Origin of the sequence: Salipiger sp. PrR007, from assembly GCF_010499845.1 — a bacterium.
Lineage (GTDB): Bacteria > Pseudomonadota > Alphaproteobacteria > Rhodobacterales > Rhodobacteraceae > Salipiger > Salipiger pacificus_A.
In genome coordinates this window covers 78,809-93,166 of record NZ_JAAGOZ010000007.1, presented here as the reverse complement: position 1 = coordinate 93,166, position 14,358 = coordinate 78,809, and the positions used below count along the sequence as shown (strand labels likewise).

11 protein-coding genes are annotated in these 14,358 nt (G+C 68.8%); 7 read left to right on the top strand and 4 right to left on the bottom strand.

Features of this window, described 5'->3' with window-relative positions:
- Positions 1 to 4: 4 nt before the first annotated feature.
- The 4 genes from recR to G0Q01_RS00365 all read right to left on the bottom strand — a co-directional run bounded on the left by recR (position 5) and on the right by G0Q01_RS00365 (position 3,408).
- Positions 5 to 598, bottom strand: a complete 594-nt coding sequence (recR, locus tag G0Q01_RS00380) for a recombination mediator RecR (RefSeq protein ID WP_164189489.1) — start codon at positions 596 to 598, stop codon at positions 5 to 7.
- An 89-nt stretch (positions 599 to 687) separates the two neighbouring features.
- Positions 688 to 1,032: a YbaB/EbfC family nucleoid-associated protein gene (locus tag G0Q01_RS00375; RefSeq protein ID WP_108968402.1), complete on the bottom strand. Its 345-nt coding sequence runs from the start codon at positions 1,030 to 1,032 to the stop codon at positions 688 to 690.
- A gap of 156 nt (positions 1,033 to 1,188) precedes the next feature.
- A complete protein-coding gene (locus tag G0Q01_RS00370; protein WP_235939395.1) occupies positions 1,189 to 1,560 on the bottom strand; it encodes a hypothetical protein in 372 nt (123 codons plus the stop codon).
- Between the two features lie 69 nt (positions 1,561 to 1,629).
- A complete protein-coding gene (locus G0Q01_RS00365) occupies positions 1,630 to 3,408 on the bottom strand; it encodes a DNA polymerase III subunit gamma/tau (protein WP_164189487.1) in 1,779 nt (592 codons plus the stop codon).
- A 266-nt stretch (positions 3,409 to 3,674) separates the two neighbouring features.
- Between G0Q01_RS00365 and G0Q01_RS00360 the strand changes: the two genes are divergently transcribed.
- The 7 genes from G0Q01_RS00360 (at position 3,675) to G0Q01_RS00330 (ending at position 14,223) form a co-directional block, all read left to right on the top strand.
- On the top strand, positions 3,675 to 5,204 hold the full coding sequence (locus G0Q01_RS00360) for an ankyrin repeat domain-containing protein (protein WP_235939393.1): 1,530 nt from the start codon (positions 3,675 to 3,677) through the stop codon (positions 5,202 to 5,204).
- Positions 5,205 to 5,316: 112 nt separating this feature from the next.
- Complete coding sequence (locus tag G0Q01_RS00355) at positions 5,317 to 6,156, top strand: neutral zinc metallopeptidase (protein WP_164189485.1); 840 nt, start codon at positions 5,317 to 5,319, stop codon at positions 6,154 to 6,156.
- A 4-nt stretch (positions 6,157 to 6,160) separates the two neighbouring features.
- Entirely contained in the window at positions 6,161 to 6,670 is a 510-nt protein-coding gene (locus G0Q01_RS00350; RefSeq protein WP_164189483.1) for a dual specificity protein phosphatase family protein, read from the top strand.
- A gap of 104 nt (positions 6,671 to 6,774) precedes the next feature.
- The gene (locus G0Q01_RS00345; RefSeq protein ID WP_164189481.1) at positions 6,775 to 7,656 is read left to right on the top strand and encodes an alpha/beta hydrolase; all 882 of its coding nucleotides are present in this window, start codon (positions 6,775 to 6,777) and stop codon (positions 7,654 to 7,656) included.
- A 610-nt stretch (positions 7,657 to 8,266) separates the two neighbouring features.
- On the top strand, positions 8,267 to 9,646 hold the full coding sequence (locus G0Q01_RS00340; RefSeq protein ID WP_164189479.1) for an MBL fold metallo-hydrolase: 1,380 nt from the start codon (positions 8,267 to 8,269) through the stop codon (positions 9,644 to 9,646).
- Positions 9,647 to 9,697: 51 nt separating this feature from the next.
- Complete coding sequence (gene ppsA, locus G0Q01_RS00335) at positions 9,698 to 12,091, top strand: phosphoenolpyruvate synthase (protein WP_164189477.1); 2,394 nt, start codon at positions 9,698 to 9,700, stop codon at positions 12,089 to 12,091.
- A 59-nt stretch (positions 12,092 to 12,150) separates the two neighbouring features.
- The gene (locus G0Q01_RS00330; protein WP_164189475.1) at positions 12,151 to 14,223 is read left to right on the top strand and encodes a [FeFe] hydrogenase, group A; all 2,073 of its coding nucleotides are present in this window, start codon (positions 12,151 to 12,153) and stop codon (positions 14,221 to 14,223) included.
- Positions 14,224 to 14,358 lie beyond the last annotated feature (135 nt).

Genomic DNA, 14,358 nt, shown 5'->3' with positions numbered 1-14,358 from the left:
GGACTCAGAGTTTGCGGCGCGCGTTGAGCGCCGCAGTGATCGTGCCGTCATCGAGATAGTCGAGTTCGCCGCCGATGGGCACGCCCTGAGCCAGCGAGCTCATCGCGACGCGGGTCTCGAGCTGGTCGGCGATGTAATGCGCCGTGGTCTGCCCGTCGACCGTGGCGTTGAGCGCGAGGATCACCTCGGTAATGGCTTCGCTTTGCACCCGCGCCACGAGCTGCGGGATGCGCAGTTCTTCGGGACCGATACGGTCGAGCGCCGACAGCGTGCCGCCGAGCACATGGTAGCGGCCCTTGTAACTGCCGCCGCGCTCCATCGCCCAAAGGTCGCCCACGTCCTCGACAACGCAGATCTGGCCGTTGGCGCGGCGCTCGTCGGTGCAGATCGGGCAGATCTCGGCTGTGCCGACATTGCCGCAGTTGAGGCACTCGCGGGCGGTGGCGGCGACCCGGCTCATCAGATCGGCGAGCGGTGCGAGCTGCAGCTCGCGCTTGCGAATGAGGTGCAGCACGGCGCGCCGCGCCGAACGCGGGCCGAGGCCCGGCAGCCGGGCCATCATCTCGATCAGCGCGTCGATCTCGCTGCGCTCGGGCATTTCCGGGTCACTCCTCGGTGCGGGACGCCGCAGACCTTCTTGCGAAGGTCCGCTCTGTCCCGCCACGCGCCATGCCTGCGGCAGGCGTCTTAGAACGGCATCTTCATGTCTGCGGGAAGGCCAAGCTCTTCGGTGAGCTTGCGCATCTCCTGCTCGGCGCGGTCCTGCGCCTTGCTCTGCGCGTCCTTGATCGCGGCGAGGATCAGGTCCTCGACCACTTCCTTGTCGTCGCTGTTGAAGATCGACGGATCGATGTCGAGACCCTTCAGCTCACCCTTGGCGGTGGCGGTTGCCTTTACGAGGCCGGCACCGGACTCGCCGGTCACCATGGTGGTGTGCAGGCCTTCCTGCAGATCGGCCATCTTGCCCTGCATCTCCTGCGCGGCCTTCATCATCTTGGCCATGTCGCCAAGACCGCCCAATCCCTTGAACATCTGGTCTCTCCTGTCTGGGGCCGCGGCGGGCCCTGTGTCCGAGTTGTCTCCTAGATACGGATCGTGCGTCGGGGCGACAAGGGAAGCGGCGCCGGAATTGCGCAAAACAAGGGCGCTACCGCGCGGAAGTCGCTCCGGGCCGAGCAGACGGCAAATCTATTTACCGTCGCGTCCGGCGGCTTCGTCGAGCAGGCGGGTCAGCAAGAGCGCGGCGCCGCCGAGCATCAGCGAACGTCCGATCGAGTCGGTCACATTGGTCGGGGCGAAGGGCTCGATGTGATCGCGGGTGGTCTGCGCCGCGCGACGTGCGCGAGAGCGGCGCGGAAGGTCGCCGAACTGTTTGGGCGTGGGCACATGGCCGATGCGCGGCTTGGCCTTGATCAGCATCGCGCCGATGGCCAGCAGCCCGCCGGCAAAGACGACGGGGGCGAGGCGCTCGCGCCGGCTGGCAGGCAGGGCGTCGCCGATACGATCGCGCAGGGCGGGCAGGGTGGCCTTGTGAACAGCCTTATGGGGGTCGAAAGTCATGGCGGCTCCTCCGGGTGTGACAGAGGTCAAACCCGGAAAGGCCGCAGGGGTTCCCCCATCACGCAGCGATCACTCCTCCTCGAAGGGATCCCATTCGTCCTCGACCTCGGGAAGGGCCTCCACCGCGGCCTGCTGCTGCTCGGCCTCGGGGGTGCGGATCTCGACGATCTTCGCCTTGGGGAAAGCGGCGAGGGTGGCCTGCACCAGCGGGTGCTGCTCGGCCTCGGAACGCAAAGCCAGCTCGGCTGCGTCGCGCTTTTCCACGATGGTCGGCGTCTCGCAGCCGTTGACCAAAGACACGCCCCAGCGCGCGCCGGTGAAGCGCTGTAGCGCCGTGCCGAGCCGCTGCGCCAGATCGCCCGAGGCGTTGCGGGCCGGGGTGAACTCGATGCGGCCGGGCTGATAGGCGGCAAGGCGCAGGCCGCTTTCGACCTCGACCAGCAGCTTCACATCGCGATTGGCGCGGATGAGCTCGAGGACGTGCTCGAAGGTGGGATACCGCGCGAGCGCGTTGTTCTGCGCCACCGCGGGCACGGCGTTGCCATACATCGCGCTGGGGCCGGAGGGGCCGGGATGGGTCGGTTGCACGTGGCTGGCGTAGGCCTGCGTGCCGCCACCCGCGGGGGCGCCTGCGGGTGCATGGGTGTACCCACCGCCGGGCCCGTTCGGGCTGGGGGGCGGAGGCGGCGTGTCCTGAAGCTTGCGCAGCAGTTCCTCGGGCGAGGGCAGCTCGGCGACGTGGGTCAGCCGGATCACCGCCATCTCGGCGGCCATCATGGCGTTGGGCGCCTGAGCCACTTCGTCCAGCGCCTTGAGCAGCATCTGCCACATGCGGGTGAGCGCGCGCATGCCGAGGTTGGCCGCCAGCGCCGAGCCGCGCAGCCGCTCGTCGGGGCCGACGGTGGGATCCTCGGCGGCGTCCGGCGTGATCTTCACCACCGAGATCCAATGGGTCAGCTCGGCGAGGTCGCGCAGCACCGCCAGCGGGTCGGCGCCCTCGGCATATTGTTCGGAGAGCTCGGTCAGCGCGCCGGGCGCGTCGCCGTGCATGATCTTCTCGAAGAGGTCCATCACCCGTCCGCGATCGGCGAGGCCAAGCATGGCGCGGACCTGATCGGCGGTGGTTTCCCCGGCACCGTGGCTGATCGCCTGATCGAGCAGCGAGGTGGCGTCGCGCGCCGAGCCCTCGGCGGCGCGGGTGATCAGCGCCAGCGCGTCATCGGTGATCTCGGCGCTTTCCTTGGTGGCGATCCGGCGCAGCAGGTCGATCATCACCTCGGGCTCGATGCGGCGCAGATCGAACCGCTGGCAGCGCGACAGCACCGTCACCGGCACCTTGCGGATCTCGGTGGTGGCGAAGATGAACTTCACGTGCGCGGGCGGCTCCTCGAGCGTCTTGAGCAGCGCGTTGAACGCGCTGTTCGAGAGCATGTGCACCTCGTCGATGATGTAGATCTTGTAGCGCGCCGAGGCCGCCCGGTAGTGCACGCTGTCTATGATCTCGCGGATGTCGCCGACGCCGGTGTTGGAGGCCGCGTCCATCTCCAGCACGTCGACGTGGCGGCCTTCCATGATTGCCTTGCAGTGCTCGCACACACCGCAGGGCTCGGTGGTTGGCCCGCCGGCGCCATCGGGGCCGATGCAGTTCATCCCCTTGGCGATGATCCGCGCGGTGGTGGTCTTCCCGGTGCCGCGGATGCCGGTCATGATGAAGGCCTGCGCGATGCGGTCCGCCTTGAAGGCGTTCTTCAGGGTGCGCACCATGGCATCCTGCCCGACGAGATCGGCAAAGGTCTCGGGGCGGTACTTGCGCGCGAGTACCTGGTACTTGGGGCTGTCGTCAGTCATGGAATCCGTGGCGCTCCTTCGGTTGCGGCCAAGGTAAGGTGGGGGAGGGGCGAGGTAAAGCCGGGCGTCGAGGCGGGCGCCGGGTGCGGCCCCGATCCTGGCGCATGTGTTGCGCGGGGACTTCCCCATGCGCCGCCGCTCTGCTATGAGGCGATCAGGCCCGATCGCAGGGGGCCGCCCAGTCCGCGGAAAGCGCGCGCACCTGCCTTCGAACCGATCTGATATCTTCGGTTTCTCTCCTGCCCAGACCAGCGGACACTTGGGCGATGACGGAGGACACCGGCATGCTCTTTTCAGGGCCGACCCCATCCATCGACGATCTGCGCCGCGAGGCGCGCCGACTTCACAAATCCTACGACGCGGGAGACCGCGGCGCGCGGCAACGCCTGAGCGAGCTGCCGCCGCGCGGCGACGGGCGCGAGCTCAGGCGCGCCGACTTCCTGCAGCTCATCGCGCGCGAGCGAGGCTTCGAGAGCTGGCCCAAGCTCAAGCTGGCGGCGGAGACCCAGGGCCTGGACCGGGCAGCGAAAATCCAGCGGCTGAAGATCGCGCTGTTCCATGGTCAGATGCCTGTGGTGCAGGCGCTTCTGGCCGAGACGCCGGATCTCGCCGATGGGCTTTTCGGCCTGCAATGCGCTCTGGTAGACCTGCCTGGCGTGCGCGCCGCGCTGGCGCAAAACCCTCGGCTTGCAACCGAACGGCACGGGCCGCGAAGCCCGATCTTGCACCTCGCCTTCTCGCGTTGGCACCAACTGCACCCTGACCTGCGCCCTGCGACGCTGGAAATCGCCGCCTTGCTGGTCGCACGGGGGGCCGATGTGAACGACGCACAGGAGGGAGCAGGGGGAGAGAAACTCTCGGCGCTCTACGGTGCGCTCTGCGTGGCGCGCAACCTTGATCTGGCGCGCTGGCTTCTGGATCACGGCGCGTCTCCCGACGATGGCGAGTCGCTCTACCATTCGGCGGAGATGGGCACGCTGGACGGGCTGAAGCTGCTGCTCGAGCGTGGGGCGAAGCCGCAGGGCACCAACGCGCTCTTGCGGGCGCTCGACTTCAACGACCACGGCGCCGTGGAGCTTCTGCTCGCCCATGGCGCGACGCTCGACGAGGAGGCGCAGACCATCCCCGCGCTGCATCAGGCGGCGCGGCGCGGCTGCGACCGGCGCATGGTGGAGCTGCTGCTCGAGGCCGGCGCCGATCCGGTGCGCGAGTGGCGCTGGGTCTCGCCCTATGCCTACGCCCGGGTGCTGGGCAGCCGCGCGCTGGTCGAGGCGCTGGAGGCGCGGGGCATCACCGCCGCGCTGTCCCGCGAGGAGGCGCTCATGGCAGAGGCCGCGGAGGGGCGGGGCACTCCGGGTGCCTACATCGACCCCGAGGCGCTGCCGCCTGCCTACGACGGGTTGCTGCGCGGGCTCGCGGGTCGGCCGGACCGGCTGGCGCAGATCAAGGCGTTGGTGTCGCTCGGGCTGCCATATGATGCGCCGGACGGAGTTGATGGCGTGACCCCGGTGCAGGCCGCTGCCTGGGAGGGCTATCCCCAGATAATGGCGCATTTCCTGGATCTGCGTCCGGACATGAGCCACGTGAACGCTTTTGGCGGCACGCTGCTCGGCACGTTGCTGCACGGGGCCGAGAACGCGCCGAAGGCCGAAGGCCGAGATCACCTCGCCTGCCTGAAGCTTCTGCTCGAGCATGGCGTCGCGCTTCCGCGCAAGGCCATCGCATTGGTCGGCAGACCCGATCTTGCCGTCGTCCTGCAAGGCTGGGCCGAGGCGCATCCGGGGCAGGTCGTCTGATCCCGGCCCGGCCGCCGCGCGCTTCGCCCAAGCCGGAAATTCTGTTTCACAAAGCCGCGGCAGCCCCTACAATCAGGGCTGCCGCACGTATTTTCATATAAGGAATTTAGTCATGCGTCTCAGAGGAGTGCGCCGAAGCAGCAATGTCGAGGACCGCCGTCGGTCCGGGGGCCGCGTCGCCGTGGGGGGCGGGCTCGGGGGCATCGCGCTGCTGGTCGTCCTGGCGATCGGCTATTTCGCCGGGGTCGATGTCACCCCGCTTCTGAACAACAGCACGGTGCAGACCTCTAGCGAGCCGCGCGAGCTGACTCCGCAGGAAAAACTCGCCGGCGAATTCGCCTCGCAGGTGCTGGCCACCACCGAGGAGGTCTGGACCCAGCTCTTGCCCGAGCAGGCGGGCCGCGAGTACACGCCGCCGGTGCTGGTGCTCTTCTCTGGCCAGACCGCCTCGCCCTGTGGTGGCGCCAGCGGCGCGACGGGGCCATTCTACTGCCCGCTCGACCAGCAGGCCTATCTCGACACCGAGTTTTTCGCCACGCTCGAGCAGCAGCTCGGCGCCGAGGGGGACTTTGCCGCCGCTTACGTGATCGCCCACGAGGTGGCGCACCACGTGCAGAACCTGCTCGGGATCCTTCCGCAGGTCGAGGAAATCCGCCAGCAGTCGAGCGAGGCGCAAGCCAATGCGCTGACCGTGCGGCTTGAGCTGCAAGCCGACTGCCTGTCCGGCGTCTGGGCCACCCATGTCGACGGCCTCCTCGAGCCCGGAGACGTCGAGGAGGCGTTGAACGCCGCCAAGATGATCGGCGACGACCTTCTGCAGAAGCGGGCAGGGCGGGTGCCGCAGCCGCATACCTTCACCCACGGCACCAGCGCGCAGCGTTCGGGCTGGTTCGCGCGGGGCTACGAGGCGGGCAATATCTCGGCCTGTGACACCTTCTCAGGAGACATCTGACCTGATGATGATCCACGCGCTTTCTGTCCTCGAGGGCATTCTCGCGATCTCGCCCCTGCCGGGCGGCGGCGGGGATTTTGCCGGGGACATGGCGCATGTGACCGAATGGCGCCCGGCCATCGTCATCACCCTCGTCAGCCGGGCCGAGATGGAGGCGGCGGACGCGGCGCTGCTGGGGGTGCACGTGCGGGACCACGGTTCGCGCTGGCTGCACCTGCCGATCCCCGACTTCGGCACCCCGTCCGAGGAGATGCGCGGCCTCTGGCCCGAGGTCAGCGCGCAGGCGCGGCAGGCGCTCTCGGGCGGTGGCCGGGTGCTCGTGCATTGCCGGGGCGGTTGCGGTCGTTCGGGGATGGTGGCGCTGCGGCTGATGATCGAGGCCGGCGAGGCGCCCGACGAGGCGCTGGCCCGGCTCCGCCACGTCCGGCCCTGCGCCGTCGAGACCGACGCTCAGATGGACTGGGCGATGGAGGCCCCGCGCGACGCCGCGCTCTTCCTGCGCCACGTGGACTGATCCCGCTCAGCCGGTCGCACCGATTGCCAGGCCCGCGCGCCTCGGCTAGACCACACTGCAAAGCCAGCCTTTCGCCAGCCCCTGGATTTTCAAGGAGATGGTGAATGATCCCAGACCGCAGACGCTTCCTGACCACGCTTGCCGCTTTTGCAGGCTGCCCCGCCCTCCCGGTGCTGGCGCAGCGGCAGCAGCCCGCCGCCGAATTCCCGCTCTTCGACACACCCCCCGCAAGCCACGAGCTCTCGCGTGTCGACGTGAGTGCGGACGGTCTGACTTACCGCCTCTTCCTTGCCCTCCCGCGCGGCGCGGCCCCGTCGCAAGGCTGGCCATCGCTCTGGATGCTTGACGGCAACGCTGCCTTTAGCCGCCTTGATGCGGCAATTCTCGAGGCCTACCCGGGGCTTGCGGTCGTGGGTATCGGCTACCCGGTCAAAGAGGCCTTCGACGGCGCCTCGCGTGCGCGCGATTACACCCCCGTGCCGCTCGAGGACCCGATGCATGGTCGCGGGCGCGACTGGGAGTTCGGCGGCGAGGCTGCGTTCCGGGCGCGTCTGCTCGGCCCGCTGGCGCGGGTGCTGGCCGAGCGTGCTCGGCTCGATCCGGCGCGGCGCAGCCTCTGGGGGCATTCCTACGGCGGGGTCTTCGCGCTGGCGACGCTGCTGTCCAAGCCCGCGGCCTTCCGTGCCTACATGCCGATCAGCGCGACCACGGGCTTCGGCGGGCGCAGGCTCTTTGCGATGGAGGCCGAAGCGCCGCGGCTCGCCGCCGGCCGGGCCGAGGTTCTGATGATGCTGGGCGACAGCGAGCATCGCTCGGGCACGCCCGAGCCCGAGGCGCCCCGCCCGAACCCGGACACGCTCGAGATGGCGGCCCGGCTGGCGGTGCGGAGCGACCTGCATGTCCAGCTCGAGGTGCTGAAGGGGCTTGGCCACGGCGCGACCTTTGCCGCCTCCTTCCCGCGCTGCTTCGCGCTGGCGGCGGGCTAGCTCGCAGTCTCTACGCACGCGGTAGGAGAGCAAGTGTTTCGCAGACGAGTTCCGGCCAAACCCTGATCTGTGCAGATTTGCAGCGATCCACCAGTGGCACGAGGTGGATCGCAGTCGCCTTGGGTGTGATACTCTCCGGCCAATTCAGAGATTTCGCCGGTCTGGGCACGGCCCATCCGAGGCGCTGCGGATTCCGGCCAACGCTTGATCCGTGTCATATCGCGGCCCGCTCGAGGGTGGCACCCTGCCAAGAGGAATAACAACGCAGGCGCGCGTTCTGGGAGAGTTCGCAATGGCACAAGTTCTCGTTCCTGGGGCCGGGCTCGGTGGTCCTGAGATGGCCCGCGAGCTGCGGTCGCGCAGCCGCAGATCCCGCCGCTGAACGTGAACCGGGCCGCCTCGGGCGAGCGAGCACCATGCGAAGATGGGCTTCGAGACGTGCTTCCTGCGCAAGGTCCGCTCCGGCAAGGCCGAGTCCTTCGAAGAAAGCCTGATGATGCGGGCGCTGGGGATCGACAAGCCGAAGGACGCCCATGGCGCGTGAGGGGAAGGGTGGGAATTCAACAGGGCGGGGGATCCGATCGGACCCCGCCGCCCGGGAGGAAGGCCAATGAAGCTCTCGTTTCATGGGGCCGCGCGGCAGGTGACCGGATCGTGCCACCTCGTCGAGGCGGCGGGACGCAAGATCCTGATCGATTGCGGGATGTTTCAGGGCGCGCACGAGTTGCACGACGAGAACGCGTCCGGCTTCGGCTTCGACCCGGCAGAGATCGACCTGCTGCTTCTGACCCATGCCCATCTCGATCACTGCGGCCGCATTCCGCTGCTGGTGAAGCGCGGCTTCTCCGGCCCGATCGTGGCAACCGCCGCGACCCGTGACCTGGGGCAACTGTTGATGATGGATTCCGCCCATCTTCACGAGGAGGACGCCCGGAGGCACCGGCGCAAGGGCAGGCAGGGGAGGCGGTACGAGCCGCTCTACGACCGGCTCGATGCGCTCGACGCCGTGCGGCGCTTCGGGCGCCCGGCGCACTACGGCACGGCCACCCAGCTTTTCCCCGGGATCACCGCCACCTTCTTCGACGCGGGGCATATCCTCGGCTCGGCGTCCATCCTGCTGGAGATCACCGAAGGCACGCGGCGGCGCAGGGTGCTCTTCTCGGGCGACATCGGGCCGGGCGGGCGCGTGCTGCTGAACGATCCGGCGCCGCCTGCCGGTGTTGATGTGGTGGTGATGGAGACGACCTATGGCGGCCGGGACCACCGCTCGCTCGCCGACTCGGTCGAGGAACTCCACGCAGCGATCCGGGCCACCCAAGCGCGCGGGGGCAACATCATCATCCCGACCTTCGCATTGGAGCGGGCGCAGGAACTCCTGTGGTACCTGCGCGAGGGGCTGGACGCGGGGTACATCAAGCCCGGCCTGAGGGTCTATCTCGACTCCCCCATGGCGATCTCGGCAACGCGGATCTTCGGCCGGCATCCCGAGGCGATGGGCCCGGGACCCGCACGGATGATCCACGCCGGCAAGGATCCTTTCCAGGTGCCCGGGTTGCAGTTCACCCAGGAGGCCCAGGATTCGATGGAGCTGAACGGCATCCGCTCCGGGGCGCTGATCATGGCTGGCTCGGGCATGTGCACCGGCGGGCGGATCCGCCATCACCTGCGCCACACGCTCACCCATCCCGAGTCCAGCATCATCTTCGTCGGGTTCGCCGCCGAAGGCACGCTGGCGCGGATCATCATAGATGGGGCGTCGCGGGTGAAGCTCTTCGGCGACGAGATCCCCGTGCGGGCGCAGGTCCATACGATCAACGGTTTCTCGGCCCATGCCGGGAGGAGCGCTCTGAGCGCCTGGCACGCAGGTCTCGGCAACCCGAAACAGACGTTCCTGGTGCATGGGGAGCCAAAGGCGATGGAGGCCTTCGGCAGGGAGCTGACAGGCGGCTCGGTCCGGATGCCCGCCATGGGAGAGGAATTCGAGCTTTGAGGGGCGGGCGGGGCTGCCGCACGCTTCGCAGTGTCAACGGAGGACAAGGGGATGGATGATCACGCGCATAGCGGTGGACCGCTTCTGACCTGGTTCGAGGACCTCACCCGAGACGACCTGCCCGAGGTCGGCGGCAAGAACGCCTCGCTTGGCGAGATGGTGGCGCGGCTCGGCAGCCAGGGGATCCGCGTGCCGCCGGGTTTTGCCACGACCGCCGGGGCGTACCGCAGCTACATCGCCGCCAACGGCCTCGAGGCGGTGCTGGCCGCTGCGCTCGGACAGCTCGCCGACGGGCGGCTCACGCTCCCCGAGGCGGGGCGCCGGATCCGCGCGGCGGTGGCGGCCGGGACATGGCCCCCTGACATCGAGCAGGCCATCCGCGCCGCCTATCGTACGCTGGCCGAGCGCGCCGGGATGCCCGAGCCCGCCGTCGCCGTGCGCTCCTCGGCCACCGCCGAGGACCTGCCCAACGCCAGTTTCGCGGGCCAGCAGGAGACCTTCCTCAATATCCGCGGCGAGGCTGCGCTGCTCTACGCCTGCCGCCGCTGCTATGCCTCGCTCTTTACCGACCGCGCCATCACCTACCGGCAGATCAAGGGGTTCGATCATCTCGCCGTGGCGCTTTCGATCGGCGTGCAGCTGATGGTGCGCTCGGACGAGGGCGGCTCGGGTGTCATGTTCTCGCTCGACACGGAGAGCGGCTTCGACAAGCTGGTGCTGATCAACGCCGCCTGGGGCCTGGGCGAGACCGTGGTGCAGGGCGCGGTGAGCCCCGACGAGTATCAAGTCTACAAGCCCTTCCTCGACGACGAGAGCCGCGTGCCGATTTTGCACAAGGCGCTCGGGGCCAAGGAGATCAAGATGATCTACGGCGCAGGGCCAGAGACGCCGACCCGGACGGTGCCGACTTCAAGGGCCGAGCGAGAGAGCTTCGTGCTGTCTGAGGCCGAAATCCTCGAGCTGTCGCGCATGGCGGTGAGGATCGAGCGTCACTACGGCCAGCCTATGGACATGGAATGGGCCCGCGACGGGCAGGGCGGGCCGCTTTACATCGTGCAGGCGCGGCCCGAGACGGTGCAGTCGCGCAGCGGGGGCCACGCCTTCCGCAGCTATCGGCTCGGCACGACCGGCGAGGCGCTGCTGCGCGGGCTCAGCGTCGGCAGCGCGGTGGCGACGGGCGAGGTCTGCCTGATCGAGAGCGCCGCCGACATCGGCCGTTTCCGCGACGGTGCCGTGTTGGTCACCTCGACCACCGACCCGGACTGGGTGCCGATCATGAAGCGCGCCGCCGCGATCGTCACCGACCACGGAGGCCGTACCTCGCATGCGGCGATCATCAGCCGCGAACTGGGCGTTCCGGCCATCGTCGGCACCGGGCAGGCGACGCATCTGCTGCACGACGGGCAGGCGATCACCGTCTCCTGCGCGGGCGGTGACGAGGGGGTGATCTACGCCGGGAAGGCGGAGTTCGAAGTCGAGGAGACACGGCTCGACGAGGTTCCGCAGACCCGCACCAAGGTGATGCTCAACATGGCCAACCCCGCAGCGGCGACGCGCTGGTGGCGGCTGCCGGCGGATGGCGTCGGGCTGGCGCGGATGGAGTTCGTCATCTCCAACGAGGTCAAGGTGCATCCGCTGGCGCTGACCCGCTACGACCGCCTGCCCGCCGGGCCGGATCGCGACGCCATCGACAGGCTCACCCGCGGCTATGCCGACCGGACCGAGTATTTCGTCGAGACGCTCGCCCGAGGCCTCTCGCGCATCGCCGCCACCTGGTACCCGAACCCGGCGATCATCCGGATGAGCGATTTCAAGACAAATGAATACGCCGGGCTGCTTGGGGGCGCGGCGTTCGAACCGCGTGAAGAGAACCCGATGATCGGCTTCCGCGGTGCCTCGCGCTACTACTCCGAGGCCTACCGAGACGGCTTCGCGCTCGAATGTCGCGCGATCCGCCGCCTGCGCGAAACCATCGGCTTTCGCAACGCCGTGGTGATGATCCCCTTCTGCCGCACCGTCGGCGAGGCGGACCGGGTGCTCGAGGTGATGGCCGAGAACGGGCTCAGGCGCGGCGAGGATGGGCTCGAGGTCTACGTGATGTGCGAGATCCCCTCGAACGTGATCGAGGCCGAAGCCTTTGCGGAGCGCTTTGACGGCTTCTCCATAGGCTCCAACGATCTTACCCAGCTCACCCTTGGCGTCGACCGCGACTTCGAGGCGCTGGCCAGCCTCTTTTCCGAGCGCGACCCGGCGGTGCTCTGGATGATCCAGACGGCGATCGCCAAGGCGCGCAAGGCCGGGCGCAAGATCGGCCTCTGCGGGCAGGCGCCCAGCAATCACCCCGAGTTCGCAAAGCTTCTGGTGCAGGCGGGAATCGACAGCATCTCGGTAACCCCGGACAGCTTCCTCGCGGTGAAGCGCCACGTGGCCGAGGCCGAAAGATAGCCCGGGGCGCCCGCGCGCACCGGAGACGTCACGGGGCAGTCACGCCGGGAGGGGGCCGCATGACCAAGGTTACGATCAACGGACGGCAGGTGCAGGTCAAGGAGGGTGCCACCCTGCTCGAGGCGGCGAGGGGTGCGGGCGTCCACATCCCCACGCTCTGTCATCATCCCTCCCTTCCGGCCCATGCCACCTGCCGCATGTGCCTCGTCGAGGTCGCGGGCGCGCGTCACCCTCGGCCAGCGTGCCGGACCCCGGCGCAGGAGGGCGACGTTGTCGACACGGACACCGACGCGCTGCAGGCCTTCCGCCGCGCCGATGCGGCCTGGTTGCTGGCGCGACATCCCGACGACTGCCTGCGCTGCGAGATCGACGGCGCTTGCCAGCTCCAGACGCTGGTCAGGGAAAACCAGTGGCAGGACCTCTGGCCAGAATTGCCCGGGGAAAACGCGCCTCCTGCCGACGATCTCTCCACCGACCACACCTCGCCGAGCATCTGGCGCGACCTGTCGAAATGCATTGAATGCGGCCTTTGCGCCGACGTCTGCGGAGAGGCCGTCCAGCAGCAGTTCATCATCGGCTTAGCCGGGCGCGGCGGCGACCGCAGGCCGGTCACCGTCTTCGAGGAGCCGCTGGCCGAGACCCGGTGCATTTCCTGCGGTCAATGCACGCTGGTCTGCCCGGTGGGCGCCCTCATCGAGACGCCGCACTGGCACGATGTCCTGCATGCGCTCGATGCGCGACGTCGGGTTTCGGTGGTGCAGGTCGCCCCGGCGACCCGGATCGCGATCAGCGAGGAATTCGGCTTCGGCCCGGGCACCGTGAGCACCGGCCGGATGATCAACGCGCTGCGCCAGCTTGGCTTCGACTACGTTTTTGACACCAATTTCGCCGCCGATCTCACGATCATGGAGGAAGGTTCCGAACTTCTGGCGCGGCTGCGCGCCGGGGCGGGGCTGCCGCTCTTCACCTCCTGCTGCCCGGGCTGGGTGAACTGGGTCGAGCTCAACCGGCCCGATCTGCTGCCGCACCTGAGCACGACGAAATCGCCGCAGCAGATGCACGGAGCGATCGCCAAGCGCAGCGGCTTCGCGCGGGCGCTTGGACCCGACTTCGCCGAGGGCAGGGCGGAGCCCTATGTTGTCAGCGTCATGCCCTGCACCGCCAAGAAGGACGAGGCGCGCCGGCCCGGCCTCTCGGGCGACGTGGATCATGTGCTCACGACCCGAGAGCTGGCGCGGATGATCCGGGCCCGCGGGATCGCCTTCGGAGCGCTGTCCGAGGAGGGACGCTTCGACAGCCCGCTCGGAGAGAGCACGGGCGCGGCGCAGATCTTCGGCGCGTCTGGCGGGGTCATGGAGGCCATGGTCCGTACGGCCTCGCACCTTGCTGGCATGGTAGGGGCGCTGCCGCTCGAATGGGCGGCGCTGCGCGGCGTCCGGGACGGCACGAAGACCGCGATCATCCCCGGCATCGGCGCGGTGGCCGTGTGCAACGGCATCGCCGCGGCGCAAAGGCTGCTCGAGGGGGAGGGTTGGCGAGAGGAGTTCGTCGCCATAGAGGTCATGGCCTGCGTCGGTGGGTGTCTTGGCGGCGGCGGCGAGCCGAAGTCCATGGATCCGCAGATCCTGCAGAAGCGCGCTGCGGCCATCTATGCCGTTGATGCCGAGGCGCCGCGCCGCCGCTCGTATGAGAACGGCGAGGTTCAGGCGCTCTATGCGGCTGAATTGGGGGCGCCGAATTCACCCGCTGCGCACCGGTTGCTGCATACCCATTACGCCGGCAGGGGATCGCGCCGCGCGCTGCTGATGCGGTTTCTCGACTGCGTGGACCGGCGGGACGGGGCGGCCGCGGCGGAGCTGTTCCAGCCGGACGGCCGCTGGTCGACAGCCTCGGTGGCCGGCGACATAGAAGGGGCCGATGCCATCGCGGCGTTCATCAACCGCGCGTTGCCGCCAAGGCGCTACGGGGCGGCCTACAAGCGGCATCAGATGGCGTCGGCGGCGCTGACCGAGGATCTCACCGTGCTGACGCCAGACGGCAGCCGCTGCCGGTTTGAACTGGAGCTGGCGGCCGGGACCGGCAAAGGCCCATCGTCGGCGCGGATCGCGCGGCTCACGCGTATTGTTCTATAAAGACTGCATAAGATTTCTCGGCCGGGGCTCGGTCACTGAAAGGACCGCGATGCGCTCCGGCGCTGCACAACCTGCGAGCGGTCCCGACATGCAGCGCCGCGCGGCAAGGGGCGCGGTCGGTGGTTTTCCGCCTGC